The organism is Microbacterium sp. NPDC077663, from assembly GCF_044542795.1.
In the GTDB taxonomy this organism is placed as follows: domain Bacteria; phylum Actinomycetota; class Actinomycetes; order Actinomycetales; family Microbacteriaceae; genus Microbacterium.
In genome coordinates this window covers 1,366,346-1,392,181 of the sequence record NZ_JBITVE010000001.1, presented here as the reverse complement: position 1 = coordinate 1,392,181, position 25,836 = coordinate 1,366,346, and the positions used below count along the sequence as shown (strand labels likewise).

Annotated in this window: 24 protein-coding genes; 17 read left to right on the top strand and 7 right to left on the bottom strand. The window is 69.1% G+C overall.

Features of this window, described 5'->3' with window-relative positions:
• Positions 1-52 precede the first annotated feature (52 nt).
• Together ACIGEP_RS06845 and ACIGEP_RS06840 are read left to right on the top strand one after the other, a co-directional pair.
• Positions 53-295 (top strand): response regulator, encoded by a 243-nt coding sequence (locus tag ACIGEP_RS06845; protein WP_396660837.1) that lies wholly within the window; start codon positions 53-55, stop codon positions 293-295.
• Positions 285-914 (top strand): CYTH domain-containing protein, encoded by a 630-nt coding sequence (locus ACIGEP_RS06840; protein WP_396660836.1) that lies wholly within the window; start codon positions 285-287, stop codon positions 912-914. Before ACIGEP_RS06845 ends, ACIGEP_RS06840 begins: the two co-directional genes overlap by 11 nt.
• 112 nt (positions 915-1,026) lie before the next feature.
• Here the strand turns inward: ACIGEP_RS06840 and lpdA are convergent, their stop codons facing one another.
• Together lpdA and ACIGEP_RS06830 are read right to left on the bottom strand one after the other, a co-directional pair.
• A complete protein-coding gene (gene lpdA / locus ACIGEP_RS06835) occupies positions 1,027-2,427 on the bottom strand; it encodes a dihydrolipoyl dehydrogenase (protein WP_396660835.1) in 1,401 nt (466 codons plus the stop codon).
• 29 nt (positions 2,428-2,456) lie between these two features.
• Entirely contained in the window at positions 2,457-3,032 is a 576-nt protein-coding gene (locus ACIGEP_RS06830; RefSeq protein ID WP_396660834.1) for a copper resistance protein CopC, read from the bottom strand.
• Between the two features lie 138 nt (positions 3,033-3,170).
• On the opposite strand from ACIGEP_RS06830, the gene ACIGEP_RS06825 reads away from it, so the two are divergent.
• The 3 genes from ACIGEP_RS06825 (at position 3,171) to ACIGEP_RS06815 (ending at position 4,979) form a co-directional block, all read left to right on the top strand.
• Positions 3,171-3,659 carry an FHA domain-containing protein gene (locus ACIGEP_RS06825; protein WP_396660833.1) on the top strand — a complete coding sequence of 163 codons (489 nt, stop codon included), beginning with the start codon at positions 3,171-3,173 and terminating at the stop codon, positions 3,657-3,659.
• Between the two features lie 44 nt (positions 3,660-3,703).
• Complete coding sequence (locus ACIGEP_RS06820; RefSeq protein WP_396660832.1) at positions 3,704-4,336, top strand: MerR family transcriptional regulator; 633 nt, start codon at positions 3,704-3,706, stop codon at positions 4,334-4,336.
• Between the two features lie 97 nt (positions 4,337-4,433).
• Complete coding sequence (locus ACIGEP_RS06815) at positions 4,434-4,979, top strand: MerR family transcriptional regulator (RefSeq protein WP_396660831.1); 546 nt, start codon at positions 4,434-4,436, stop codon at positions 4,977-4,979.
• A 57-nt stretch (positions 4,980-5,036) separates the two neighbouring features.
• On the opposite strand, the gene ACIGEP_RS06810 is transcribed toward ACIGEP_RS06815, so the two are convergent.
• Positions 5,037-5,849, bottom strand: coding sequence for a ParA family protein (locus tag ACIGEP_RS06810; protein ID WP_396660830.1), 813 nt, complete (start codon positions 5,847-5,849; stop codon positions 5,037-5,039).
• A gap of 97 nt (positions 5,850-5,946) precedes the next feature.
• Here ACIGEP_RS06810 and ACIGEP_RS06805 point away from each other — a divergent pair, with 97 nt between their 5' ends.
• Genes ACIGEP_RS06805 through ACIGEP_RS06795 form a run of 3 tightly spaced genes read left to right on the top strand, consistent with a single transcriptional unit; the run spans position 5,947 to position 11,287 of the window.
• Complete coding sequence (locus ACIGEP_RS06805) at positions 5,947-9,354, top strand: pyruvate carboxylase (protein WP_396660829.1); 3,408 nt, start codon at positions 5,947-5,949, stop codon at positions 9,352-9,354.
• 53 nt (positions 9,355-9,407) lie between these two features.
• Positions 9,408-10,793, top strand: coding sequence for a MinD/ParA family protein (locus ACIGEP_RS06800; protein ID WP_396660828.1), 1,386 nt, complete (start codon positions 9,408-9,410; stop codon positions 10,791-10,793).
• A complete protein-coding gene (locus ACIGEP_RS06795; protein ID WP_396660827.1) occupies positions 10,793-11,287 on the top strand; it encodes a peptide deformylase in 495 nt (164 codons plus the stop codon). The genes ACIGEP_RS06800 and ACIGEP_RS06795 overlap by 1 nt, the downstream gene beginning before the upstream one ends.
• 52 nt (positions 11,288-11,339) lie before the next feature.
• On the opposite strand, the gene ACIGEP_RS06790 is transcribed toward ACIGEP_RS06795, so the two are convergent.
• Positions 11,340-13,175: an AMP-dependent synthetase/ligase gene (locus ACIGEP_RS06790; protein ID WP_396660826.1), complete on the bottom strand. Its 1,836-nt coding sequence runs from the start codon at positions 13,173-13,175 to the stop codon at positions 11,340-11,342.
• A gap of 144 nt (positions 13,176-13,319) precedes the next feature.
• Here ACIGEP_RS06790 and ACIGEP_RS06785 point away from each other — a divergent pair, with 144 nt between their 5' ends.
• The 3 genes from ACIGEP_RS06785 to ACIGEP_RS06775 all read left to right on the top strand — a co-directional run bounded on the left by ACIGEP_RS06785 (position 13,320) and on the right by ACIGEP_RS06775 (position 16,346).
• Positions 13,320-14,255 (top strand): ROK family glucokinase, encoded by a 936-nt coding sequence (locus tag ACIGEP_RS06785; protein WP_396660825.1) that lies wholly within the window; start codon positions 13,320-13,322, stop codon positions 14,253-14,255.
• 1 nt (position 14,256) lies between these two features.
• Positions 14,257-14,946 (top strand): lysophospholipid acyltransferase family protein, encoded by a 690-nt coding sequence (locus ACIGEP_RS06780; protein WP_396660824.1) that lies wholly within the window; start codon positions 14,257-14,259, stop codon positions 14,944-14,946.
• A 71-nt stretch (positions 14,947-15,017) separates the two neighbouring features.
• Complete coding sequence (locus ACIGEP_RS06775; RefSeq protein WP_396660823.1) at positions 15,018-16,346, top strand: class II 3-deoxy-7-phosphoheptulonate synthase; 1,329 nt, start codon at positions 15,018-15,020, stop codon at positions 16,344-16,346.
• Positions 16,347-16,412: 66 nt separating this feature from the next.
• Here ACIGEP_RS06775 and pknB read toward each other — a convergent pair whose 3' ends face one another.
• Positions 16,413-18,371, bottom strand: a complete 1,959-nt coding sequence (pknB, locus tag ACIGEP_RS06770; RefSeq protein ID WP_396660822.1) for a Stk1 family PASTA domain-containing Ser/Thr kinase — start codon at positions 18,369-18,371, stop codon at positions 16,413-16,415.
• Positions 18,372-18,444: 73 nt separating this feature from the next.
• A complete protein-coding gene (locus ACIGEP_RS06765; protein WP_396660821.1) occupies positions 18,445-19,647 on the bottom strand; it encodes a LysM peptidoglycan-binding domain-containing protein in 1,203 nt (400 codons plus the stop codon).
• Positions 19,648-19,803: 156 nt separating this feature from the next.
• Between ACIGEP_RS06765 and ACIGEP_RS06760 the strand changes: the two genes are divergently transcribed.
• Complete coding sequence (locus tag ACIGEP_RS06760) at positions 19,804-20,130, top strand: Rv2175c family DNA-binding protein (protein ID WP_396660820.1); 327 nt, start codon at positions 19,804-19,806, stop codon at positions 20,128-20,130.
• A 21-nt stretch (positions 20,131-20,151) separates the two neighbouring features.
• Here ACIGEP_RS06760 and ACIGEP_RS06755 read toward each other — a convergent pair whose 3' ends face one another.
• The gene (locus tag ACIGEP_RS06755) at positions 20,152-21,249 is read right to left on the bottom strand and encodes a polyprenyl synthetase family protein (protein WP_396660819.1); all 1,098 of its coding nucleotides are present in this window, start codon (positions 21,247-21,249) and stop codon (positions 20,152-20,154) included.
• A gap of 60 nt (positions 21,250-21,309) precedes the next feature.
• Here ACIGEP_RS06755 and ACIGEP_RS06750 point away from each other — a divergent pair, with 60 nt between their 5' ends.
• From ACIGEP_RS06750 to ACIGEP_RS06730, 5 genes are all read left to right on the top strand, one after another.
• Positions 21,310-21,687, top strand: coding sequence for a DUF3040 domain-containing protein (locus ACIGEP_RS06750; protein WP_396660818.1), 378 nt, complete (start codon positions 21,310-21,312; stop codon positions 21,685-21,687).
• Positions 21,688-21,905: 218 nt separating this feature from the next.
• Positions 21,906-22,337 (top strand): division/cell wall cluster transcriptional repressor MraZ, encoded by a 432-nt coding sequence (gene mraZ / locus ACIGEP_RS06745; RefSeq protein ID WP_396660817.1) that lies wholly within the window; start codon positions 21,906-21,908, stop codon positions 22,335-22,337.
• Between the two features lie 105 nt (positions 22,338-22,442).
• Positions 22,443-23,402 carry a 16S rRNA (cytosine(1402)-N(4))-methyltransferase RsmH gene (rsmH, locus tag ACIGEP_RS06740; RefSeq protein ID WP_396660816.1) on the top strand — a complete coding sequence of 320 codons (960 nt, stop codon included), beginning with the start codon at positions 22,443-22,445 and terminating at the stop codon, positions 23,400-23,402.
• Positions 23,399-24,001, top strand: a complete 603-nt coding sequence (locus ACIGEP_RS06735; RefSeq protein ID WP_396660815.1) for a hypothetical protein — start codon at positions 23,399-23,401, stop codon at positions 23,999-24,001. The genes rsmH and ACIGEP_RS06735 overlap by 4 nt, the downstream gene beginning before the upstream one ends.
• A 4-nt stretch (positions 24,002-24,005) precedes the next feature.
• The gene (locus ACIGEP_RS06730) at positions 24,006-25,817 is read left to right on the top strand and encodes a peptidoglycan D,D-transpeptidase FtsI family protein (RefSeq protein ID WP_396660814.1); all 1,812 of its coding nucleotides are present in this window, start codon (positions 24,006-24,008) and stop codon (positions 25,815-25,817) included.
• Positions 25,818-25,836: the final 19 nt, after the last annotated feature.

Sequence of the window (25,836 nt, the reverse complement as noted above, 5' to 3'; positions counted from 1 at the left end):
GCGCGGCGGAGCGGGTGGGGGGCCGGGCTAAAGTCGGTGTCGGAGGTACATCATGGCAATCGCACGACTTCACGGCGGCCCGCTCGACGGCCAGGTCATCCCGCTCGAGGAGGACACGGACCGACTGATCCTGCCTTACAGCGAGACGCAGATCACCTATGAGCGCGCGGGCGCCGACGAGAACACCGGAGAGCACGACGGACCCACGTCCGCCGACTTCCGCTTCGTCGCCGCGCAGGACGACATCGATCCGTCCGCCGACGAGCGCGACGACCGTCCGACCCTTGACGACTGAGCCGGAGCACTCGCTCGAGATCGAGCGCACGTACGACGTCGACGCCGGGACGCCACTGCCCGATTGGGCGAGGCTTCCCGGCGTCGCCGCCGTCGGGGCGGCAGAACCGCGAGAACTCGACGCGCACTACCTGGACACGTCCGATGGTGCGCTGGGGCAGGCACGGGTTGCGCTCCGCCGTCGCAGCGGCGGCCCCGACGAGGGCTGGCACATCAAGCGCGTGACGGCCGACGGCAAGGCGGAATCCCGCTGGCCGCTCGACAACGGCGGGACCGACGAGATCGTGGTGCCGGCAGCGATCGAAGCCGCACTCGCACCCATCGCCGCGCCGCCATTCGCGCCGCTCGCGCGCATCCGCAACGCGCGCACCGCCTATGCGCTTCTCGACGCCGCGGGTGGTCTGCTCGCCGAGTTCGTCGACGACCGCGTCACCGCCACCGACCTACGACGCGGTGTCGAGACCTCCTGGCGCGAGTGGGAGCTCGAGCTTGGACCCGCGGCGCCGGCGGATGCCGCGGGGCGGGACGCGCTGTTCACCGCGGCCGATGAGCTCGTCCGGGGCGTCGGCGGTGAGGTCTCGGGGTCGGGTTCGAAGCTCGAGCGTGCCCTCGGCCTGTGACAGCAGCCCGACGTTAACGCACTGACGCCGCCCCCGGCTTCGTTCGGGGCGGCGTCAGTCGTTTCGCCAGGTTACTGAAGACCTGTGCGATCCGATAGGTCCTGCGCGAGGGTCACAGGTTGATCATGTGTCCCGCGAGGCCGTGGAAGGCCTCCTGCAGACCCTCCGACAGCGTGGGATGCGTGTGCACGTTGCGGGCTGCCTCGAGGGCGGTCAGATCCCACTTCTGCGCCAGGGTCAGCTCGGGGAGGAGCTCCGACACGTCGGGGCCGATCAGGTGGCCACCGAGCAGCTCGAGGTGCTCGGCATCCGCGATGAGCTTGACGAAACCGACGGGCTCGCCGAGGCCGTTCGCCTTGCCGTTGGCCGAGAAGGGGAACTTCGCGACCTTCACGTCGTAGCCGGCATCGCGTGCCTGCTGCTCCGTGAGGCCGAACGACGCGACCTGCGGGGAGCAGAACGTCGCGCGGGGCATGTTGCGGTAGTCGCCGAGCGTCTGGGTCTCGGCCTTGCCGATGGTCTCGGCCGCGACGACACCCTGGGCCTCCGCGACGTGCGCGAGCTGCAGCTTGGCGGTGACGTCACCGATGGCGTAGACGCCCTCGACGTTCGTGCGCATGTAGTCGTCGATCTCGATCGCACCGCGGTCGGTGAGCTTCACACCGGTGTTCTCGAGACCGAAGCCCTCGACGCGAGGGGCGAAGCCGATGGACATGAGTACCTTGTCGGCCTCGATCTGCCCCTTTGCGCCGTCGGAGTTGGCCGAGTACGACACGGTGACCTTGTCTCCGGAGTCCACGACCGATTCGACCTTGGTCGAGGTGAGGATCTCGATGCCGTACTTCTTGTACTGGCGCTGGATCTCCTTGGAGACCTCGACGTCCTCATTGGGGAGGGCGCGGTCGAGGAACTCGATGATGGTGACCTTGACGCCGTAGTTGCTGAGGACGAAGGCGAACTCCATGCCGATGGCGCCGGCACCGACGATGACGATGGAGCCGGGGAGCTCGCGCGTGAGGATCTGCTCCTCGTACGTCACGACGTTCTCGCTGAGGGTCACGCCGGGCAGCAGGCGCACGGTCGATCCGGTCGAGATGATCACGTTGTCGGCCGTGACGGTCTCCTTCGAGCCGTCCTCCTTGGTGACCTCGATGGACTTCGCGTCGATGAACGACCCGCGGCCCTGGTACTCGGTCACCTTGTTCTTCTTCATGAGGAAGTGGATGCCCTTGACGTGGGTGTCCGCGACCTTGCGGCTGCGATCCCACGCGGTGCCGAAGTCGAAGGAGACGTCACCGCTGATGCCGAACAGATCGGCCTTGTGGGTGAAGGTGTGCGCGAGGTCCGCATTCTTCAGGAGGGCCTTGGAGGGGATGCAGCCCACGTTGAGGCACACACCGCCCCAATACTTCTCTTCGATGATGGCGGTGGACAGTCCGAGCTGTGCTGAGCGGACGGCCGCGACATAGCCGCCGGGGCCGGCACCGAGGATGACGACGTCGTAGTGAGGCATGCTCCCAGCCTAGTCCGCCGCCGGTGCCCTCACTCCTTCGTCGCGCCTTGGCGACCGCGGACGATCGCGACCGCGATGACGATGCCGACGGCCAAGAAGATGATGCCTCCACCCACGGCGTACGGCACCGCGTTGAACCCCTCCGACGACCCTTCGGACTGCTCCGCCGCCGACTCCCCGCACTCCTCGGCAGCGGCGGTCTTGCCGTCCTCGCCGACGGAGAAGGTGAACTCGTCCGAGATCGGATGCCCGTCGCTCGAGACGACCCGCCACTGCACGAGTACCGCCCCCTCGATAGGACCGCTGATCGCCTGAGCGACGGTGTTGTCGGTGATCACCGGGTCTCCGTCGGCGATCGACCGGCACGCTTCGTCGTACACCACCATCACCGCGGATCCCGGCTCCGTCGAGGGCGGCGCGCTGAAGGTCAGCGAGATCTCGTCGGGAGTGGTGCCGAGGATCTCGTCGGCGGCGGGGTCCGAACTGAGCAACTCGTCGTGGGCCGCGGCGGGGGAGGCGGGGGAGAGGAACACGAGTGCGGCAAGCACCGAGGCCGCGACCGCGGCACTCCGGCGCAGGGCGCGGGGTCGACTGGTAGGGGACATGGCGGCGACGTTAGTGTGCGGATGTCGCGGCTCCACGCCACTGTCGTCCGCGAGAGCCGCCCGCTACCATGTCGCCTCGCAGTCGACGCGGCCACCGCGAGCGTGAGCGATCGGTTACTGTGGAAGAAGGAGGACATCGTGGACCAGAACCAGCGACCGGGCGGCGACATCCATCGGGGTGCCGAGACGTCGGCGCACCCGCGTCTCGTGGATTCGACGCAGACGTTCGGGCACGACTCGGACCTGTCCTTCGTGCCCTTCGGTGCAGAGCTGACGGCGGCCGAGGTCGAGGCGATCAACGCGCTTCCGGCACGTGCCGCGCTGCTGATCGTGCGCTCCGGCCCGACTGCGGGTGCCCGCTATCTCCTTGACACCGATGTGACGACCGTGGGGCGCCACCCCGAGGCCGACATCTTCTTCGATGACGTGACCGTGTCACGCCGTCACGCCGAGATCACGCGCACCGGTGCCACCTTCGAACTGATCGATCAGCGCTCCCTGAACGGCACGTACGTCAACGGCGAGCGTGTCGACCGTGCGACGCTGACCGACGGCGCCGAAGTGCGTGTCGGAAAGTTCCGCCTCAACTTCTTCGTCGCGCCCGCAGAGCGGGCGATCGGCGCGTGAGCCCGGCTGCCGCGACCCGGGGACGAGCAGCGTCTTCGGGCTCCTTGAGCATCGGCCAGGTCCTCGCACGATTGAGTCCGGAATTCCCCGCCCTCACCGCGAGCAAGCTTCGTTTCCTCGAGGTGCAGGGGATCGTGACGCCCGTCCGCACCGACTCCGGGTACCGGAAGTTCTCCACCGCGGACGTCGAACGCCTCCGCACCGCCCTGAGCATGCAGCGCGACTTCGGCATCCCGCTGGCACGGATCCGTGAGTATCTCGAAGAGCACGGCGACGAGATCGTTCCGGTGCCGCCGGCGTCGATCGTGCAGACGTCCCGGCGCTATCGCCGCGACGAGCTGCTCAGCGCGGCGGGGGCTTCTGCCACCCTGCTCAACGAGGCGGTCTCGGCAGGTCTGATCACCCCCGCCGACTCGTTCGACGAGCGGGCACTCGGGGTGATGCGGTCGCTCGTCGCCTTGGACGCGCACGGAATCCAGCCGCGCCACATCCGCACCATCCGACAGAGCGCTGAACGTGAGGTCTCGCTCATCGAGAGCGCCATCGCCCCGCTGCTGCGCCGCGCCGACGCCGGATCGCGTGCGAAAGCCAGCGAGATCGCGCCGGAGCTCGCCCGTCGCCTCGAGGAGATCCGGCAGGTCTTCGTCGCCGCCGCTCTCGACAGACTGACGCCGTGAGTACCCGCGACACGCCGGGGCCTACGAGTCGGATGTCATTGCCGGTGACCACTCCCTCCTCTAGCGTGGGAGTACCCATTACCCGCAGGAGGCCCCGATGACCGCGCACGATGCGCTGGGCGAGCAGAAGTTCTCGACCGAACTCCTGTTCACCGACGGCCTCCCCGAGATGGACGACGAAGTCGGCTACCGCGGCGCACAGGCCGCACGAGCGGCCGGCATCACCTACCGCCAGCTCGATTACTGGGCGCGTACCGAGCTGGTCGAGCCCACCGTCCGTGGGGCGAGCGGTTCTGGATCGCAGCGGCTGTACGGATTCCGCGACATCCTCGTGCTGAAGCTCGTGAAGCGCCTCCTCGACACCGGGATCTCGCTCCAGCAGATCCGGATCGCCGTCGATCAGCTGCGCGCAGCCGGCATCCGGGATCTCGCGGGGACGACCCTCATGAGCGACGGGGCTTCGGTGTACCTCTGCACCTCGAACGACGAGGTCATCGACCTCGTGAGTCGCGGGCAGGGTGTCTTCGGCATCGCCGTCGGCAAGGTGCTCCGCGAGGTCGAGACCACGCTGATCGACTTCGACGCCCAGCAGTCCGACCAGATGGACGAACTCGCCGCACGTCGCGCCGCCCGCTCGGCCTGACCCCACCTCGCCTCGCGCATCCGTGCGCGTCGCTCTTGCGTGCCGGAACGACGGCGATCAGGCGGGGGAGGCGGTCCCGGTGACCGGGATGCGACCCGTGCGGACGATCCGGTCCAGCAACGAGTCGAAATCGGCGGCGAGTTCCTGCGCGGAGTCGCCCGGCCAGATGTGCAGGGGCTTCGCCGCACCCTGTGCCTGCTGCAGGGAGGTCCGCTCGGGCAGCTGCGGGGTGAGGACCAGGGGTCCGAACATGTCGCGGAGTTCCTTGATGCGGAACTGGTGCTCGATGGACTGGGGGCGCACCCGGTTCACGACGATGCCGAGGGGCTGCAGTCGCGGGGAGAGGCCGCGACGGATCTCTTCGATCGCCCGGAGTGCGCGGTCGGCTGCGGCCACCGAGAACAGGCCGGGCTCGGTCACCACGACGACGCGGTCGGATGCCGCCCACGCGGTGCGCGTGAGCGCGTTCAGCGACGGCGCGCAGTCGATGAGGACGAGGTCGTAGTCGGCCTCGATGGTCGCGAGAGCCTCTTCGAGCTTCCAGACGTCGCGCACGCTCGGGTGCGGGCCGTCGAAATTGATGGCGGACGGGCTGCCGATCATGACGTCGATCGTGCCGGGGTGCACCTTCGCCCACCCGCTCGAGGTGATGGCCTGGCGGACCACCTTCTCCTTGGGATTGGCGAGGACGTCGGCGACGTTGAGTCGGCCCGCCACCTGGATGTCCATCCCCGTCGACACGTCGGACTGCGGGTCCAGGTCGACGACAAGGGTCCGCACCCCGCGCGCGAACGCCGCGGAGGCGAGGCCCAGGGTCACGGTCGTCTTGCCGACGCCACCTTTGAGGGAGCTGACGGAGAGTACGTGCACAAGCGACCACGTTACCGTCCCCTAGGCTGTGAGGGTACTCAGCCCGTACCTCGGCGGCCCCGACGGAGTGGCCCCGCACCCAGCAGAGGTGAAGAGCATGTTTCGCAAGATTCTGGTCGCCAATCGCGGAGAGATCGCCATCCGCGCATTCCGTGCCGCGTATGAGCTCGGTGCCCGGACGGTCGCCGTCTTCCCGTACGAGGATCGCTACTCGCTCCACCGCCTGAAAGCCGACGAGGCCTATCAGATCGGCGAGGTCGGCCACCCGGTGCGCGCGTATCTCGACGTGGACGAGATCATCCGTGTCGCGCTCGAGAGCGGCGCCGACGCGATCTACCCCGGGTATGGATTCCTCTCCGAGAATCCGGAGCTCTCCGCACAGGCGGCAGCCAACGGAATCGCCTTCATCGGTCCGTCCTCGGCGGTGCTCGAGATGGCGGGCAACAAGGTGACCGCGAAGCAGCACGCGATCGCGGCCGGTGTTCCCGTCCTGCGCTCGACGGATGCGTCGGACGACATCGACGCACTGGTGGCGCAGGCGCCGGAGATCGGCTTCCCGATCTTCGTCAAGGCCGTCGCAGGCGGCGGCGGGCGAGGGATGCGTCGGGTCGAGCACCCGGACGCGTTGCCGCCGGCACTGTCGGAAGCCATGCGCGAAGCCGGGAGTGCGTTCGGCGACCCCCGCGTCTTCCTCGAGCAGGCCGTCCAACGGCCACGCCACGTCGAGGTGCAGATCCTGGCCGACAAGGCCGGTAACACGGTGCACCTCTTCGAGCGTGACTGCTCGGTGCAGCGGCGTCACCAGAAGGTGGTCGAGATCGCGCCGGCCCCCAACCTGTCCGATGAGATCCGCCGCAACCTGCACGCCTACGCCGTCGCGTTCGCCGAGTCGATCTCGTACGAGAACGCCGGCACGGTCGAATTCCTGCTCGAGACGGCGGGCCCGCGCACGGGCGAGGTCGTCTTCATCGAGATGAACCCGCGTATCCAGGTGGAGCACACGGTCACCGAGGAGGTGACCGACGTCGACCTGGTGCAATCGCAGATGCGTATCGCCGCCGGCGCGACACTCGACGACCTCGGTCTGCGCCAAGAGCAGATCCACCTGCGCGGTGCCGCCCTGCAGTGCCGCATCACGACCGAGGACCCCGCGCACGGGTTCCGTCCCGACACCGGCAAGATCACGACGTACCGCTCGCCTGGCGGCGCCGGCATCCGCCTGGACGGCGGCACCACGGCGGCGGGCTCACAGATCAGCCCGCACTTCGATTCCATGCTCGCGAAGCTCACCTGCCGCGGTCGCGACTTCGAGGCGGCCGTCATCCGGTCACGTCGTGCACTGGCGGAGTTCCGCATCCGCGGCGTCTCGACGAACATCCCGTTCCTGCAGCGTGTGCTCGACGACCCGGCCTTCGCCGCCGGAGACCTCAGCACGGCCTTCATCGACGAGCGTCCTGAGCTCGTGCAGGGGCGGGAGTCCAAAGACCGTGGGTCGAAGGTCGTGTCCTGGCTCGCCGACGTCACGGTCAACCGGCCGAACGGCGACAGCCCGGTCCACACCGACCCGGCGGCGAAGCTCCCGGTCGTCGACCTGCGCGCCGAGCCCGCTCCGGGCTCCCGGCAGCGTCTGCTCGAGCTCGGCCCCCGGGGCTTCGCCGAGGCCCTGCGTGCCCAAACCGGGCTCGCCGTCACCGAGACGACCTTCCGCGACGCGCACCAGTCGCTCCTCGCGACGCGGGTGCGGACGAAGGACCTCGTGCGCGTCGCGCCGCACGTCGCCCGTCTGACACCGCAACTGCTGTCGGTCGAGGCGTGGGGTGGCGCCACGTACGACGTCGCCCTCCGGTTCCTGGGCGAGGACCCGTGGGAGCGCCTCGACGCCCTCCGGAGCGCCCTCCCCAACGTCGCGATCCAGATGCTGCTGCGCGGTCGCAACACCGTCGGTTACACGCCCTACCCCACGAAGGTCACGGACGCGTTCGTCGCCGAGGCTGCGGCATCCGGCGTCGACATCTTCCGCATCTTCGACGCCCTCAACGACGTCAGCCAGATGCGTCCCGCGATCGACGCCGTCCTGGCCACCGACACCGCCATCGCCGAGGCGGCGATCTGCTACACGGGCAACCTCCTCGACCCCGCCGAAGACCTCTACACGCTGGACTACTACCTTCGCCTCGCCGAGCAGGTGGTCGACGCCGGCGCCCACATCCTCGCCATCAAAGACATGGCAGGACTCCTGCGTCCCGCCGCGGCGGCACGCCTGGTGACGGCCCTTCGGGAGCGGTTCGACCTGCCGGTCCACGTGCACACCCACGACACGGCGGGCGGTCAGCTGGCGACGCTCCTCGCAGCCAGTGCGGCAGGAGCGGATGCCGTCGACGTAGCCGCCGCCCCGATGTCGGGTACGACGAGTCAGCCCTCCCTCTCGGCGTTGGTCGCCGCCCTCACCGACACCGAGCGCGAGACCGGTCTCGATCTGCAGGCGGTCTCGGACCTCGAGCCGTACTGGGAAGCCGTCCGCAACCTCTACGCGCCGTTCGAGTCCGGCCTGCCCGGTCCCACCGGTCGGGTCTACCACCACGAAATCCCCGGCGGGCAGCTGTCGAACCTCCGCCAGCAGGCGATCGCGTTGGGGCTGTCCGAGGACTTCGAGCTGATCGAGGACATGTACGCGGCGGCCAACCGCATCCTCGGTCGTGTGCCGAAGGTGACGCCGTCGTCGAAGGTGGTCGGCGACCTCGCGCTGCATCTGGCAGCGGTGAAGGCCGACCCGGCGGACTTCGAGGCGAATCCCGAGAAGTACGACGTGCCGGACTCGGTCGTCGGTTTCATGGCCGGCGAGCTCGGCGACCTCCCCGGCGGATGGCCGGAGCCCTTCCGGTCGAAGGTCCTCGCGGGCCGTTCCGTCAAGGTCGGTGTCACGGAGATCTCGCCGGAGGACTCGGAGGCTCTCGACGCGGACTCCGCGACGCGACGCGACAAGCTCAACCGTCTGCTGTTCCCGGCGCCCACGAAGGCGTTCCACGAGGTCCGTGACACGTTCGGCGACCTCAGCGTCCTCGACACCATCGACTACCTCTACGGGATGAAGCCCGGCCAGGAGCACGTCGTCGAGATCGAACGGGGCGTCCAGCTCTACGTCGGGCTCGAGGCCATCGGCGAGGTCGACGACAAGGGGATGCGGACGGTCATGGCGACCCTCAACGGGCAGCTGCGACCGGTCACCGTCCGCGATCGTTCCGTCACCGTCGAAGCCCGCCGGGCCGAGAAAGCGGACACGTCCAAGCCGGGTCAGGTGGCCGCGCCGTTCTCCGGCGTCGTCACCGTCAAGGCGGAGGAGGGCGCGAAGGTTCGCGCGGGTGAGCCCGTGGCATCCATCGAGGCGATGAAGATGGAGGCGGCCATCGCCGCCCCCGTCGACGGCGTGGTCGAGCGCATCGCGATCGCCGCAACCGCGCAGGTGGAGGCCGGCGACCTTTTGCTCGTGGTCCGTCCCGCGGACTAACCTGGTGCGTCGGGCTTTTCGAGGCCCCGGAACCACCAGGAGTGACCCCCGTGATGCGTGAGCGCGACAATGAGATGTCCGAGGACGTCGACAACGGTGTGCTCGAGCGCACCGACAACCTCGAGACGACGGGCATCGGCATCGTCGACGGCACGACGGCCCAGATCGATCTGACCCTGCCGGTGCTCGCAGACGACGACGACTACGTCGACGAGGCCGACCTGGCGCCTGCGGTGCACGACGAGAGTGAGCCGGCGCCGGCCGACGCCGCCGAGGAGCACATGTCGCCCGAGCCCGCGGCGGGGGCCCGCGACGACGTCGTTGACGCGGAGGTCGTGTCGACCCCGACGGACGCCGCGCCGACGGGTGTCACGCGGCGTGCGATCCATCACCCTGCCGGTCCCGACAAGCATGCTCTCGAGCGGGTGCGCGCTGTACGGGTCGAGGACGAGCCGCTGCAGTCGCGCCGTCTGGACCAGCTCGGAGCCGACCGCGAGAGCCCAGACCTCCTCACGGCCGACCGCCTCATCGACCGGTCCCGGGTGGCGGCGCCGGAGCCCGAGGGGGCGTGGCAGCGCTTCGTCTACGGCGCGACGTTCCGTCGCGTCATCCTGGAGGACAGCCCGCGCGTGCGCGCGCGCAAAGAGCTCGACCGGCGCATCTCCGCACCCCTCGCCGGCGGAGCGAAGTTCGTGCCGGTGCTCTCCCGAAAGGGCGGTGTCGGCAAGACGAGCGTCACCACGCTCCTCGGCATGGCCCTCGCAGACGCACGCGAGGACCGCATCATCGCCGTGGACGCGAACCCCGACCGTGGCACCCTGGCCGAGCGCATCGAGCGCAGGAGCGGCAAGACCGTCCGCGATCTCGTCCGCGCCCGAGCGGACGTGACGGGGTTCAACGACCTCTCTGCGATCGTCGCGCGCGATGAGACGCGCCTCGACATCCTCGCATCGGATGCCGACCCCCACTTGTCCGAGGCCTTCAGCGATCGCGATTACCACGACGTCGCGGCGATCGCGGCGCACTACTACTCGATCGTCCTCACCGACAGCGGTACCGGCATCGTGCACTCCGTGATGGACGCGACCCTCGAGCTCGCCGATCAGCTTCTCATCGCCGCGGGGCGGAGCGTGGACGAGGCGAAGCTCGCCTCCGAGACCCTCTCCTGGCTCGAGACGAACGGGTACGGCGAACTCGCGCGAGGCGCGGTGGTGGTCCTCAACACGTCCCGTCCCGGCGCGAGCCTCATCAAGCCCAGCGAGCTCGAGGCCCACTTCCGCACCCGCGTACGCGCCGTGGTGACGATCCCGTACGACGCGCACATCGCGACCGGCGGCCCGATCTCGTTCCGCGAGCTCGCCGCTGCGACGCGTCTGGCCGCCCGCGAGCTCGCAGCGGTGGTCGTCGAGGGCCTCCGCGCGCCGGGATCGGCCCGCTGATGGCTGTGCGTCCGATCCGGCTCTTCGGCGACCCGGTCCTGCGGAGCGTGAGCGCACCCATCGACGACATCGACGAGGGAGTCATCGCCCTCGTCACCGACCTCGTGGACTCCGTCACCGAACCGGGCCGTGCCGGTGTCGCCGCCCCGCAGATCGGCGTCGGGCTCCGCGCCTTCAGCTACAACGTCGACGGCGTCATCGGGTACATCCTGAACCCGACGCTCGAGGTCGCAGGCGACCCGGTCCCGACAGGGGAGGGATGCCTCTCGGTGCCCGGGCTCTGGCACGACGCCCTCCGGCACCCGTGGGCTCGGGTCACGGGCATCGACCTGACGGGCGAGGAGCTCATCATCGAGGGCGACGGGCTGCTCGCTCAGGCGCTGCAGCACGAGTGCGATCACCTCGACGGGATGCTGTACCTCGACCGTTTGCCGAAGGATGCCCGCCGGCAGGCGATGCGCGAGGTGCGGGAGTCCGACTGGTTTCGACGCTGACGACGAGGAAGGGCCCCGGATCTCCGGGGCCCTTCCTCGTGTGCCGGCCGGGTCAGTGCCCGAGTGAGATGTTCGTCGTCGAGACGTTGGCCTGGTAGAGCTCGTCGATGTCGGCGGCGAAGTCCGACAGGATCACATTGCGCTTGATGCTCATCTTCGGGGTGAGGTGTCCGGATGCCTCGGTCCACTCGGTGTCGAGGATGACGAATTTGCGGATCGACTCCGCGCGCGAGACCAGCTTGTTGGCGCGGTCGACGGCGGACTGCACCTCAGCGAGCACCTTGGGGTGGGTGATCACCTGCGACATCGGCATGTCGGCGGCGAGACCGTTGTTGCCCATCCAGGTGGGGAGCATCTCGCGGTCGAGGGTGACCAGCGCGCCGATGAACGGCTTCTGGTCGCCGACGACGACCACCTGCCCGACGATCGGGTTGGCGCGGATGGGGTCTTCGAGCACGGCGGGCGCGACGTTCTTACCGCCCGCGGTGACGATGATCTCTTTCTTCCGGCCGGTGATCGTGAGGTATCCCTCTGAGTCGAACGACCCGAGGTCGCCGGTGCGGAACCAGCCGTCGTGGAACGCCTCGGCGGTGGCCTCGGGGTTGCGCCAGTACTCCCTGAAGACGTTGATCCCGCGGACCTCGATCTCACCGTCGTCGCTCAGTCGCACGCCGACGCCGGGGAGGGCCGGCCCCACTGTGCCGATCTTGGACTTCGTCACGAGGTTCACCGTCGCTGGGGCCGTGGTCTCGGTGAGGCCGTAGCCCTCGAGGATCTGCACGCCCAGGCTGTGGAAGAAGTGACCCAGGCGGGGACCCAGCGGCGCCGATCCCGAGACGGCGTGCTCGACACGCCCGCCCATCGCCGTACGCAGTTTGCTGTAGACGAGGCGGTCGAACAGCGCGAACTTGATCTTCATCCCGAGGGGGATCTTCTCGCCGTCCTGCAGGCGACGCGAGTGCTCGACCGCGACGGCGGCGGCGGCGCGGAAGATCTTGCCCTTCCCGCCCGCCTCGGCCTTCTGCTCCGCCGAGTTGTAGACCTTCTCGAACACACGGGGTACCGCGAGCAGGTACGTCGGCTTGAACGAGCCGAGGCCCGCGAGAAGCTTTGTGGTGTCGGGCTCGTGGCCCGTCTTCACGCCCGCGTGGATGTTGAGGATCGAGATGAACCGCGCGAACACGTGCGCCAGAGGCAGGAACAGGAGGGTCGCTGCGCCCGGCTGCTCGACGACCTCGTGCAGTGCCTTCGCGGAGTTGCGCGACAGCTCCACGAAGTTCTTGTGGGTGAGCACGCAGCCCTTGGGTCGTCCAGTCGAGCCCGACGTGTAGATCAGTGTCGCGATGTCGTCCTCGTTGGCGAGCGAACGGCGACGCTCGATCTCGTCGTCGCTGATCTCGGTCCCTCGCGTCCGGAGCGCGTCGAGGTCGCCTGCGCCCATCGTCCAGACATCGCGGACGAGCGGCACCTCGGAACGGATCTCAGCGACGCGTTCGGCGTGAGCACGGCTCTCGACGATCATCGCCGTGGCGCCCGAGTCGGTGAGGATCCAGTTGATCTGCGAGGCGGAGCTGGTCTCATACACCGGGACCATGACGGCGCCCGCGAAGAAGAGGGCGAAATCGACGAGGCTCCAGTCATAGGTGGTCCGCGCCAGGAAGGCGACCTTGTCACCGGGTTGGATGCCGCTGGCGGCGAAGCCCTTCGCAAGCGCGATCACTTCGCGCTGGAACTCGGCCGCGGTGATGTCGCGCCACCCGTCGCCGTCCGGGACGGCGAACAGCGCCAGCGACGGCGTGGCCTTCACCCGTTCGATGAGGATGTCCGATGTGTTCGCGGTCGGGTCCGCGGGGACGACGGCGGGGACGTCGAATTGTACGGCGCTCATGGGCGGCAACTCCTTCGGTACCGGGTGGCGTCAGGTGCGACCGAGTCTAGGGCATCGTGATCCTCGATCCCACGGCCTCGGCCGTCCGCCCGGCCCCATTAGACTCTCGGATGCCGTGCGCCCGCACGCGCGGAGGGGAGTGGTGTGCTCAACGTCGGCATCGACATCGGTGGGACCAAGATCGCCGGAGGTGTCGTCGACCCCGACGGGACGATCGTCGATCGCCGTCGCGTTCCCACTCCGGCTGACCCCCACGCGCTGGCCGACGCCGTGGCGGCGATGGTCGACGACCTCGTGACCGACCGCGTCGTCCACGCGGTCGGCGTGGCGGCTGCAGGGTTCATCGATGCGAGTCGTTCCGTCATCCTGCACGCGCCCAACATCGACTGGACGGACGAGCCGCTCCGCGACGAGTTGGAGCGCCGCATCGGTCGTCCCGTGACCCTGGAGAACGACGCGAACGCAGCCGGATGGGGCGAGTTCCGGTTCGGCGCGGGTCGAGACGCCCGGGACATGGTGATGATCACGCTCGGCACGGGTGTCGGCGGCGCGGCCATCATCGACGGCGAACTGCTCGTGGGCGGGAACGGCATCGGCGGTGAGCTCGGCCACATCCGTTTCGAACGCGGCGGTCGTCCGTGCGGGTGCGGCCAGCGAGGATGTCTCGAACAGTACGCGTCCGGCCGCGCGCTGCAGCGTGAGGCTGCGGACATCGCGGCGTCCGGTGACTTCGGTGCGGGTCTCGCGGCCGCGCGCACCGCGGACGGCATCGTGCCCGCGGCGGCCATGGCGGCGCTCATCGCGCAGGGTGACGCCGGTGCGCTCGAAGCCGTTCACCGCGTCGCGACCGCCTTGGGCGAGGCGTGCGGCGGTTTCCAGGCGGTCCTCGACCCTGCGCTCTTCGTCATCGGCGGCGGTGTCGCCGACCTGGGGGAGCGGCTCCTGCATCCCGTGCGCGAAGCGTACGCCACGGCACTCCCCGGCTACGGCGAGCGACCCATCGCCTCGTTCGCGATCGCGACCCTCGGCAACGACGCGGGCCTCATCGGCGTGGCCGACCTCGCGGGAGGCCGGGTCTGAGATGGTCTACTGGGTCCTGAAATACCTCATCATCGGACCGATCGTGAAGGCGATCTTCCGTCCGTGGATCGTGGGTCGGAGCAACATCCCGACGACCGGGGCCGCCATCATCGCCAGCAACCACCTGTCGGTGAGCGACTCGATCTTCCTGCCTCTGATGATCGATCGACCGATGTCCTTCCTCGCGAAGAGCGACTACTTCACCGGTAAGGGCCTGAAGGGATGGGCCACGCGTGTGTTCATGCAGGGCACCGGCCAGATCCCGATCGACCGCACCGGGGGCAAGGCCTCCGAGGCGTCGCTGAACACCGGACTGCAGGTTCTCGGGCGGGGTGACCTGCTCGGCATCTATCCCGAGGGCACCCGCAGCCCCGACGGCAAGCTTTACCGCGGTCGTACCGGACTCGCCCGCATGGCTCTCACGGCCCGCGTTCCGGTGATCCCGGTGGTGATGATCGGCACCGACGACGTCATGCCGATCGGACGGTCGATCCCGCGCGTCGGCCGGGTGGGGATGGTCATCGGCGAGCCGCTCGACTTCAGCCGCTTCTACGGCATGGAGTCCGATCGATTCGTCCTGCGCTCGGTGACCGACGAGATCATGGTGGCACTCCAACGCATGGGGGAGCAGGAGTACGAGGACGTGTACGCCTCCACTGTGAAGCACCGGCGCCCGGCATCCGCGTCCTGACCACACGTCACGGCATGCCGGGCACCCGTCACACGACCGGGGGCGGTGTCCGCCGCCGCTAGAATTGGCGGATGCCCACTCCTCTCGACCACTGGCGCTCGCTCCCGATCAAGCAGCAGCCGTTGTGGCCCGACGCGGATGCGGTCGCTGCCGTGTCCGCCGAGATCGCGACCCTTCCGCCCCTCGTCTTCGCCGGTGAGGTTGACAACCTCCGCGCGCGCCTGGCGAAGGCGGCATCCGGCCAGGCGTTCCTGCTGCAGGGCGGCGACTGCGCCGAGACCTTCGCCGGTGCCACCGCGCAGCAGATCCGCAACCGCATCAAGACGGTCCTGCAGATGGCGGTCGTGCTCACCTATGGCGCGTCGATGCCGGTCGTGAAGATGGGCCGCATGGCCGGCCAGTTCGCGAAGCCCCGGTCGAGCGACACCGAGACGCGCGGCGACGTCACACTGCCCGCGTACCGCGGCGACATCGTCAACGGCTACGACTTCACGGAGGCCTCGCGCACGGCCGATCCGCAGCGGCTCCTGAAGGGGTACCACACCGCGGCATCGACCCTGAACCTCGTCCGGGCCTTCACGCAGGGTGGCTTCGCCGACCTGCGCGAGGTGCACAGCTGGAACCAGGGTTTCGCCAAGAATCCGGCCAACCAGCGGTACGAGCGTCTCGCGGGTGAGATCGACCGCGCCATCAAGTTCATGGAGGCCGCCGGCGCGAACTTCGACGAGCTGCGCGGCGTCGAGTTCTACACCGGTCACGAGGGCCTGCTCATGGACTACGAGCACCCCATGACGCGCATCGACTCCCGCACGGACACGCCGTACAACACCTCCGCGCACTTCCTGTGGATCGGCGAGCGTACCCGGGAGCTCGACGGCGCCCACGTCGACTACTTCTCGAAGATCCGCAACCCCATCGGCGTGAAGCTCGGCCCGAGCACCAGCCCCGAGACGGCGCTGGCTCTCATCGACAAGCTCGACCCCGAGCGTGAGCCCGGACGCCTCACATTCATCACGCGGATGGGTGCGGGGAAGATCCGCGATGCGCTCCCGCCGCTGCTGGAGGCCGTCAAGGATGCCGGGGCGACGCCGCTGTGGGTCACGGACCCGATGCACGGCAACGGGATCACGACGCCGACGGGGTACAAGACGCGTCGCTTCGACGACGTCGTCGACGAGGTCCGCGGCTTCTTCGAGGCGCACCGCGCGGTCGGCACCTTCCCCGGCGGCATCCATGTCGAACTCACCGGCGACGACGTCACCGAGTGCCTCGGTGGGTCCGAGATGATCGACGAGGCGACGCTCGCGACCCGGTACGAGTCGCTGTGCGACCCGCGACTGAACCACATGCAGTCGCTCGAGCTCGCTTTCCTCGTGGCCGAGGAGCTCGGCAACCGCTGATCACGTACGACGAAGGACCGGTGGTATGAACTGCCGGGCCTTCGTCGTACGTCGCGCGGTGGCGTGTCAGCCGAACGGCTGGAACTGCGGCGTCAGGCTGACGGTGATCCCTGGGCGCTGCATGGTGCCGCCTTCGGGTGTCATGGAACGGACGCGATAGACATCCCAGTAGCGGCCGCCGAGCGGGATCTCCGCGTCCTCGATGTTGGGGTTGACCTTGAACCCGGCAGATTGGAGGCGCTCGACCGCCGTTCGCACGGTCTCGCCGACGACGTTGGGAACCTCCACCGGCCGCGGGCCGTCGGAGACGACGAGGGTCAGCTTCTCGCCCTGCTGCCAGGACCCGCCGCCGGGACGGTCGGCGACACGGATGACGAGGTCATCGGCGACGTCGCTGCTGTACTCGCGCGTCTGCTCGACGTCCATGCCCGCATCCTCGAGCGTCTGCGCCGCTTCGGCAGCCGGCTCACCGACGACATCGGGGAGCGGACCGAGGGAGACCCGGAGTTCGGCGGTCGAGCCCTGCAGGACCGAGCACCCGTCCGTGCATTCGACCGGGTCGGCCGAGCCCTCTTGCGTGACGTAGACGCGTACGACCCGGTCCGGTGCGAAACTCGTGAAGTACTTCTTGGTCGCGGCGACCGTGATCTCGTTCTCCTGCAGGAGCGCCTCGACCTCCGAGGTTGCCCGATCCTGCAGCGTCGGGAGTTCGGCGGTGGCGGGTCCCGAGGAGATGTTCACGGTGACCGTCGAGTCGCGGTCCACCCAGACGCCGGTGCCGGGGTCCGTTCCGATCGCGTCGCCGGTCGGAACGTCGAGACTGTGGACCTCGTTGCGGAGCGCCACCAGCGTGTTGTCGGCGAGGAGATCCTCCGCGTCATCGAAGCTCATCCCCGAGACGGCCGGCACGCTCACAAGCGACCCGGGCCCGCTGCCGAACCACCAGCCGGCGGCCGCAGCCCCGGCCGCGAGCACCAGGACGATCGCGAGCAGCCATCCGCCCTTCACCGCGTTGCGATGCGTCCGGCGGCGCAGGCGCGTCGCGTTGTCCACTTCGGTCGTGACGCTGGGGGCAGTGAAGGTTCCCGGCATCACGCGCGTCACTTCGTCGGAGTCGAGCGAGTCGTCGACGACGACCTTCGTCCCGGTCGGTGTGGAGCGCACCACCTGCGGGTAGACGCCCAGCTGCTTCTCGATCTCGCGCAGACGCTCGAGCATCTCGCGCGCGTCGGAGGGGCGGTCCTCGGGGGAGCGCTCGGTCGCCCAGAGCACGAGCTCGTCGAGCTGCTCCGGGATGCCGGGGTTCTTGACGCTCGGCCGAGGGACCGAATGGGTGGCGTGCTGGTAGGCGATCTGCATCGGCTGCTCGCCCTTGTAGGGCTGCTCGCCGGCGAGCATCTCGTACAGCATGATGCCGAGGGCGTAGATGTCGCTGCGCGCGTCCGCGGTCCCGCGCGTGACGAGCTCGGGTGCCAGATAGGCGATCGTCCCGAGGAGCATCTGGCCGGTGGCCGTGTTCGCGCTCGTCGCGCGGGCGAGCCCGAAGTCCCCGATCTTGATGCGACCGTCCTCGGCCAGGAGCACGTTCTCGGGTTTGACGTCACGGTGGACGATGCCGGCGCGGTGGGCGGCCGAGAGGCCCGAGAGGATCGCGTCCATGATCGTGATCGTCTGCGGGAGGGTCAGTCGCTTCTGTTCCCGCAGCAGTTCGCGCAGGGTGATGCCGGGAAGGTACTCCATGACCAGATAGGCCATCTCGCCGTCCTGGCCCTGATCGAACACGTTGACCACGTGCGGGTCCGCCAGGCGTGCCGCCGACCGTGCCTCTTGGATGAAGCGGTTCTGGAAGACGGTGTCGTCGGAGAGGTGCCCGTGCATCACCTTGAGCGCGACACGGCGTTCGAGGCGCAGATCCGTCGCCACGTACACGGTGGCCATGCCGCCGCGTGCGATGCGCCCGCGAACCCGGTACCGACTGTCGACCAGGCGGCCGATCAGCGGGTCGGTCTGCGGGGTGGCGTTCACGTCAGAAGTCTACGGATCCGACCCTGCGAGCCCGGGTAACGGCTCACCCCCAACGCGGGCATGGGGCGGCGATTCACCCGTAGGTGTCGAGCCAGCGGTATGCCTGTTCCTCCCACGGGCCGTATCGCTCGGGATAGGCGGAGATCTGCACGGCCTGAGCGGCGTCACCGAAGGCCATGTCTTCCCACCCGTCGATGTCGAGGAGTCCGCGGGTGCGATCGCCGTTGGGGTCGCCCGCTCCGCCGAAGAACGCCGCAGCGGACCGACGCGGGTCGCGGATCTCCGCGACCGTGCCCCATCCTGCGCTGGGTCGTTGCTGGAACAGCCCCACCGAGTCGCGGTCGCCGCCCTCGAGGTTCCGGATCCAGGACTCGACCATCGCCGTCGCCAGGGCGAGGGCGATGCCGTCGCGCGACACCCCGCGCTCGCGCCCGACCGAGATGATCGTCTTCACGTTCGCGATCTGCTCCGCATCGAGGCGGACGTCGGCCGCGCCGGTCGACGCGGGCGTCGCCGCCGCAGCCGCAGGGATGCGGAGCTTCTGGCCGGGATAGATGATCGAGCGCTCGTCGAGGCCGTTGGCCGCGAGCAGGCGCGCCAGACTGACTCCGCTGCGCTTCGCGATCGCCCAGAGCGTCTCGCCCGTCGCGACCTCGTGCACGGGGCCGGCCGCCTCGGGACGGGGTGCCGTGGGGCGTGAGGCGGCAGCGGGCGAGGCGGCGAGCACTCCCACGCGCAGCTTCTGACCCGGGTGAATCGTCGTGGACGATCCGAGGTCGTTCGCGCGGGAGAGTGCGGAGACGCTCATGCCGTGGCGGGCGGCGATGGCCCACAGCGTGTCGCCTTTTCGGACGGTGTAGGTGGATGCCGGGGCGGCAGCCGCGGGCGTGCGCGGGGCACCGGCATCCGATGTCTTCGGTCCCAGTCGGAGGACGTCTCCAGGGCGGATGATCGACGTCCAGCCGAGTCCGTTCCAGGCCAGGACGTCGGCGGTGCGGACGCCGTTCGCAGCGGCGATCGCGCTGACGGTGTCGCCGCGGGCGACGATGTGGGTCTTCACGGCCGTCTGCGCGGCGGGTGTGCCGACGACCACCGCCGTCGACGACGCGACGTGAGCGTGAGCCCGCGCGGCGGCCGGTTCGGGGGCCGTCCGGTGGCGGTCCTCAGCCTGAGCCGCATCGAGGGGCATCAGGGACATCGACAGGGCGATCGAGCCGATCACGGCGGGGGTGCGCTTGTCGCGCAGGGCGGTGGTGAGGACGTCGTTGCGGCGCACAGGTGTTCCTTCGTTCGGTCCCAGCTCGTCGATCCCCCGCAGAAACCGTGTCACGGCTCTGTTGCTGGTGTCAATGCATGTGGCGCATGTGGCTGTTGTGATTCACGCCACCCGAGGCGTGGATGCGATAGTGGACGGGTGAGTTCCGATGCGTCCGTGTCCACTGATTGGCTGAGTCTTCCCGAGCTCGTCGAACTGACGGGTGAGCCCCTCGGGCGCGTGCGCCGGATGCTCGACGAGCACCAGCTCGTGGCGTCGCGCCGCTTCGGCGCGCCCCGCGTCCCTTCCGTCTTCCTCGTCGACGGGGCACCGATCTCGTCGCTCCGGGGAACGGTCATCGTGTTGCAGGATGCCGGCTTCTCCGACGACGAAGCGATCGACTGGCTGCTCGCCCCCGAGGAGTCGATCGGCTCCGCACCGATCGAGGCTCTCCGTCAGGGCCGCAAGAGCGAGGTCCGCCGCGTCGCTCAGTCGCTCGCCTGAGCGCTCCTCCGCACCGAACCCTCAGGCGGCTCGGACCGTCGCGGCCCGCGCGAGGTCGCGGAGCTCGCTGACGGCCGCATGCCCGAGACGAGCGCCGCGCAGCGCCCGGTCCGCTTCGGCCGCCCACTGTGTGATCCGCTCCTCGACGCGAGCGAGCGCCCCCGTGTCGACGATCGTCTGCTGCAGGTGCGTGACCTGCTCCGGCGTGAGCTCCCTGTCGCCGATGAGCTCGTCGAAGACGGCGAGTGTCCCCGGGGTCAGGGCGGCGCGCGTGTACGCGATGAGGAGTGTCCGCTTGCCTTCGCGCAGGTCGTCGCCGACGGGCTTGCCGGTCACGGCCGTGTCGCCGAACACGCCGAGCACGTCGTCGCGCAGCTGGAACGCGAGACCCACCGGATGTCCGAACGCGGCGAGGGCGGCGTACTGATCCTCATCGGCGCCGGCGAGCACGGCGCCGAGCTGCAGCGGGTGTTGCACGCTGTAGCGCGCGGATTTGAGGGAGGCCACGCGGAGAGCCCGGTCGGGGTGCGTGTCGACCGGGGCGATCACGAAGACCGATTCCTCCGCGATGTCGAGAAACTGGCCGATGGTGACCTCGCGGCGCATGCGGCCGAACTCGGCGCGGGCGAGAGCGGCCGCCGCCGGCTCTGCGGCGAGGAGCCCTTCTTCGAGGAGGTCGTCGCTCCACGCCACGAGCAGGTCGCCCAAGAGGATCGCCGCCGACGTTCCGAAGTCCGCGGCATCACCGGCCCACCGCCCCGCGCGATGCGTCGCCTCCCATGCGCGGTGTGCGGCGGGACGGCCCCGTCGGGTGTCGGAGCGGTCGATGACGTCATCGTGGACGAGCGCCGCCGCGTGGAAGATCTCGAGGGCGGCGGATGCCGCGGTCACGACGTCTGGAACGCCCCCGGTATCCGCCGCACCGGCCGTGGCCACTGCGCGCCATCCGGCCAGGCAGAAGCGGGCGCGGAAGCCCTTCCCGCCCGCTGCAGCACTGGCTCCGGAATCGACGAAGGAGCGGGCCTCGTCACCGAATCCTGCGGCGGCATCGCGCTGGTCCTGCAGGAACCTCTCGACTCGCTGGGAAACGGCCACGATCGGGTCGGGGGAAGAGGACACGGGCCTAGCCTAGTGATCGCGCGCACGCGTACACTTGATGGACCGACCCGAGGGGGATGCATGCCACTGTCAGAGCAGGAGCAGCGTCTGCTGGACGAGATGGAACGCCATCTCATGCGCAACGACGCCGATGTTGTCAGCGCGGACCGGGGAGCCGCCCCCCTCAGCTATCGCAACATCGTGTACGGATCCGTCATCGTGCTGCTCGGTATCGCCGGACTCGTCGTCGGCGTCGCCACGTCTCTCACGATCATCGGTGTGTTCGCTTTCGTGATCATGGTGGGCGGCGTTGTCCTCGCCTTCACTCCGGCGAAGGGAGCCGCCGCCGTGAGCGCCGCATCGGGTTCCCGCAAGCCGCGCGCCGCGAAGGCACCGGCGTCCGCGTCCTTCATGGACCGGATGAACGACCGCTGGGACCGCCGGAACGACGATCGATGATCTGAGTCCCTCCACCCCCCTCCACTTCTGAAGCACCGACCTCCGGGTCGGTGCTTTTTTTGTGCCCATCCGGGGATGCCGCGCGTGGCCGTCGACGCCGGCGATGCGGACATCTGCCTCAACACGAGCGCTGGGGCGCGAATCAGTCGCTAAGTGGAGGAAAGTGGAGTAAAGTGGCGTCATCCTGGAGCGGGCCGGACGAAGGGGGTGACCGAGCGATGTTGTTGGGCACCCACACCCCGAAGCTGGACGACAAAGGCCGGGTCATCCTCCCTGCCAAGTTCCGCGACGACCTCGGCCCGGGCGTCGTGATCACCCGCGGTCAGGAACGCTGCCTGTACGTCTTCAGCTCGGCGGAGTTCGAGCGGGTGTACGAGCGCATCCGGGAGGCGCCGCTGACGAACAAGCAGGCGCGCGACTTCCAGCGCATGTTCCTCTCCGGTGCGAGTGCCGAGAAGCCCGACTCCCAGAACCGCATCACGATCCCGCCGCACCTGCGGACCTATGCGGCCCTCGACCGCGAGCTCGTCGTGACGGGTGTCGGTGCGCACGCCGAGATCTGGAACGCCGACGCCTGGAACGCCTACGCCGACAGCAACGAGGACACCTACTCGGACATGGAGCAGGAGGTGATCCCCGGACTCTTCTGATCCTCGACCGCGACTCCCAGCCGCTCGCCCTGACGCACTTCCCCGGCGCCAGGTCGGAGCGGATGGGGATCGGGGCCGAGGGCCTCTCACAGAACCGAATGCATCATGAGCCACGACGACATCCACACCCCCGTCCTCCTCGACCGCTGCGTCGAGTTGCTCGCGCCCGCGCTGCAGCACGAGGGCGCCGTCGTCGTGGACGCGACCGAGGGCATGGGCGGGCACTCCGAAGCCCTTCTCGAGCGGTTCCCCGGTGTGCGCCTGATCGGATTGGACCGCGACACCGACGCCCTCCGGATCGCGGGGGAGCGGCTCGCGCGCTTCGGTGACCGCGTCACTCTGGTGCACACCGTGTACGACGGCATCGGCGAGGCTGTGCGCAGCGCAGGCGCGCCGAAGGTCGACGGCATCCTCTTCGACCTCGGAGTGTCCTCCCTCCAGCTGGACGAGGCGGAGCGCGGCTTCGCGTACGCCAAGGACGCGCCGCTGGACATGCGGATGGATCAGACCGCTCCGACGACCGCGGCCGACATCGTCGCCACCTACGGCGAGGGCGACCTGCGGCGGATCTTCGAGCGGTACGGCGAGGAGAAGCTCGCCGGCCGGTACGCCCGCGCCATCATCGCGGCACGCGAAGAGGCGCCCATCGACCGATCCGGGCGGCTCGTCGAGATCCTCATCGGTGCGACACCGGTGGCCGTCCAGCGCGCGCTCAGTGGGCACCCCGCCAAGCGGGTGTTCCAGGCGCTGCGCATCGAGGTCAACGGCGAGCTGGCCGTACTCGAACGTGCCCTTCCCGAGGCCCTCGGCATCCTGCCGGTGGGCGGCCGGATCGTCGTCATGTCGTATCAGTCGCTCGAAGATCGGCTCGTCAAGCGGGTCTTCGCCGAGGCGACGCGCTCCACGGCGCCCGCGGGCCTGCCGATCGAGCCGCCCGAGCACGCCCCCCGCTTCCGCCTGCTCACCAAGGGCGCGGAAGTGGCATCAGACGAAGAGAAGTCCCGCAACCCGCGCGCCACTCCGGTGCGCCTCCGTGCGGCAGAGCGAGTGAGGGAGGCGTCATGACCGTTCCGGCCCTGGCCACCACTGCCATCGACCGTGCACGGGACGAGGCCGTCCTTGCCCCGGCGCCCCCGGTCCTGCGCCCCCTCGGTCGCCCCGGTGCCTCGCCGCAGCCCCGCCGTCGCCCGCGGCTCGTGTTCGGCATCGTCGCGGTCGCCGGTGCGCTCGCGATCGCCGGAGTGCAGATGGGGCTGTCGATCGTCACGACGCAGGGCGCGTACGAAGTCAAGGACCTCACCGCACAGCAGCGGGACGCGAATTACCAGAAGCAGATCCTCGAAGAGGAGATCGCCGGGCTCAGCTCGCCGCAGTTCCTCGCCGCGAACGCCGCCGCCCTCGGACTCGTCGCCGGGGGCGAGCCGAACTATCTGCGCCTGAGCGACGGCACGACCCTCGGACCGCAGAAGGGCGCATCGGATGCCTCTTCGATCGAGGCGCTGTCGCGCGCCGCGGTCTCGAACGCACTCGTCGCCGGCGTCCCGCTCGTGACCGATCCGGAGGCGAGCCTGGACTCCGGTGTCTCCATCGATCAGGAGCTGCTGGCCAATACGCCGACACCCCCTTCCATCACCGACGGACTGCCGACCCCGAGCACACACTGAGAACATGACGACACGAGCAACCCGAGGCCCGCGCCGTCGTACCGTCGTCGCCCTCGCCGTCGTCCTGGTCGTCCTCATCGCCTTCGTGGCCCGGCTGATCGACATCCAGGTCGTCAACGCGAGCCAGCACGTCGACGACGCCTTCAGCAAGGGGATGCAGGTCACCTCGACGCTCGAGGGCGCCCGGGGCTCCATCGTCGACACGAACGGCACGCCGCTGGCCACCAGCATCCTGCGCTACGACGTCGTCGTGGATCCCATGCTGGCGGAGAAGGGCATGTCCCTTCGTGACGAGGACGGCTCCCTCGTGAAGGACGACGACGGCGAGACCGTCCGCGTCACGTGGCCGGAGATCGCGGCGCAGATCGCCGAGGTCACCGGACAGGATGCCGCCGAGGTCCAGGCGGTCGCCGACGACGCGATCGCGAAGGACGCAGGCTCGCGGTGGGCGAGAATCAAGCGATCGGTGTCCACCGCGGAGTTCCGCGCCCTCGCCGACCTTCAGATCCCGTTCATCTCGTTCGAACCGGTCGCCTCGCGGTCGTACCCGAACGGCGCCGTCGCCGGGAACATCCTGGGCTTCGTCGGATCGGACGGCAAGCCGCTCGAAGGCGTCGAGGCGCTGCAGGATTCCTGCCTCGAGCCCACCGGCGGCAGCATCCGCTACCAGAAGGGCGCCGACGGGGTGGTCATCCCGGGGACGGCGGTCGAGCAGCCCGCTGAGGACGGCGGCACCCTCGCCCTCACCATCGACGCCGACCTGCAGTGGTACATGCAGCAGCTGATCGCCGAAGAGACAGAGCGCTACCAGGCGGACTGGGGCGGGATCATCGTCATGGAGGTCGCGACGGGCAAGATCCGTGCTCTCGCGGAGACCCCGACGGTCGACCCCAACGACCCCGGCGCCAGTGAGCCCGAGGATCGTGGCTCCAGGCTGCTCCGGTTCTCCTTCGAACCCGGCTCGACGTTCAAGCCGGTGACCGCCGCGACGGCCATCGAGCAGGCCGGCGTGACGCCGGAATCGACCGTGACCGTGCCCGACCGGATGGTCTTCGACAACGGGGCGGTCGTCAACGACTCCGAGAAGCACGCGACGGAGAACCTGACCCTCAACGGCGGTCTGGTGACATCGTCGAACGTCGCCATGTCGCAGTTCGGCGGGATGGTCGACCCCCAGACGCGCTACGACTACCTGACCAGGTTCGGCGCCGGCCAGCCGACCGGTCTCGACTGGTCGGGAGAGCCGAAGACGACGATCGCGCCCGCCGACACGTGGGACAACCAGACGAAGTACGCGACCACCTTCGGGCAGGCGTTCACCGTCACCGCCGTCCAGGTCGCCAGCGCCTATCAGACCTTCGCGAACCACGGTCTGCGGATGCCGGCATCGCTCGTCGAGTCGTGTACGAAGCCCGACGGCACGGTAGTGAAGCCCGACCTCGCCGAGCCCGAGCAGGTCATCAAGAAGGAGACCGCCGACGAGGTCTCGCTCATGCTCGAGAACGTCTTCGCGCAGGGGACGCTCGCCGACGACATCGCCCTCCCCGGCTACCGGATGGGGGGTAAGACCGGCACGGCCCAGATCTCCGACGGCAAGGGCGGATACAAGCCGAACACGTACTTCACCTCCCTGGTCGGCTTCGCCCCGGCGGAGGATCCGAAGTATGTTGTCCTGACGGTCTTCGACGAGCCCAAGAAGCAGCGCATGTCGTCGGCCAACCGTTCGGTGTTCAAGAAGGCGATGACGCAGGTGCTCACGCACTACCGTGTCATGCCGTCGGGTTCGGAGACCCCCCTCCTGCCCGTCACAGGCTGAACCCGAGCGCACGAGGAGA

Coding starts and splice junctions, on each gene's coding strand:
- ACIGEP_RS06795 (WP_396660827.1), top strand. CDS start 10,793: ATGGCTGTGCGTCCGATCCGGCTCTTCGGCGACCCGGTCCTGCGGAGC.
- rsmH (WP_396660816.1), top strand. CDS start 22,443: ATGAGCCACGACGACATCCACACCCCCGTCCTCCTCGACCGCTGCGTC.
- ACIGEP_RS06800 (WP_396660828.1), top strand. CDS start 9,408: ATGCGTGAGCGCGACAATGAGATGTCCGAGGACGTCGACAACGGTGTG.
- mraZ (WP_396660817.1), top strand. CDS start 21,906: ATGTTGTTGGGCACCCACACCCCGAAGCTGGACGACAAAGGCCGGGTC.
- ACIGEP_RS06780 (WP_396660824.1), top strand. CDS start 14,257: ATGGTCTACTGGGTCCTGAAATACCTCATCATCGGACCGATCGTGAAG.
- ACIGEP_RS06775 (WP_396660823.1), top strand. CDS start 15,018: ATGCCCACTCCTCTCGACCACTGGCGCTCGCTCCCGATCAAGCAGCAG.
- ACIGEP_RS06830 (WP_396660834.1), bottom strand. CDS start 3,032: ATGTCCCCTACCAGTCGACCCCGCGCCCTGCGCCGGAGTGCCGCGGTC.
- ACIGEP_RS06815 (WP_396660831.1), top strand. CDS start 4,434: ATGACCGCGCACGATGCGCTGGGCGAGCAGAAGTTCTCGACCGAACTC.
- ACIGEP_RS06750 (WP_396660818.1), top strand. CDS start 21,310: ATGCCACTGTCAGAGCAGGAGCAGCGTCTGCTGGACGAGATGGAACGC.
- ACIGEP_RS06730 (WP_396660814.1), top strand. CDS start 24,006: ATGACGACACGAGCAACCCGAGGCCCGCGCCGTCGTACCGTCGTCGCC.
- ACIGEP_RS06805 (WP_396660829.1), top strand. CDS start 5,947: ATGTTTCGCAAGATTCTGGTCGCCAATCGCGGAGAGATCGCCATCCGC.
- ACIGEP_RS06735 (WP_396660815.1), top strand. CDS start 23,399: ATGACCGTTCCGGCCCTGGCCACCACTGCCATCGACCGTGCACGGGAC.
- lpdA (WP_396660835.1), bottom strand. CDS start 2,427: ATGCCTCACTACGACGTCGTCATCCTCGGTGCCGGCCCCGGCGGCTAT.
- ACIGEP_RS06845 (WP_396660837.1), top strand. CDS start 53: ATGGCAATCGCACGACTTCACGGCGGCCCGCTCGACGGCCAGGTCATC.
- ACIGEP_RS06790 (WP_396660826.1), bottom strand. CDS start 13,175: ATGAGCGCCGTACAATTCGACGTCCCCGCCGTCGTCCCCGCGGACCCG.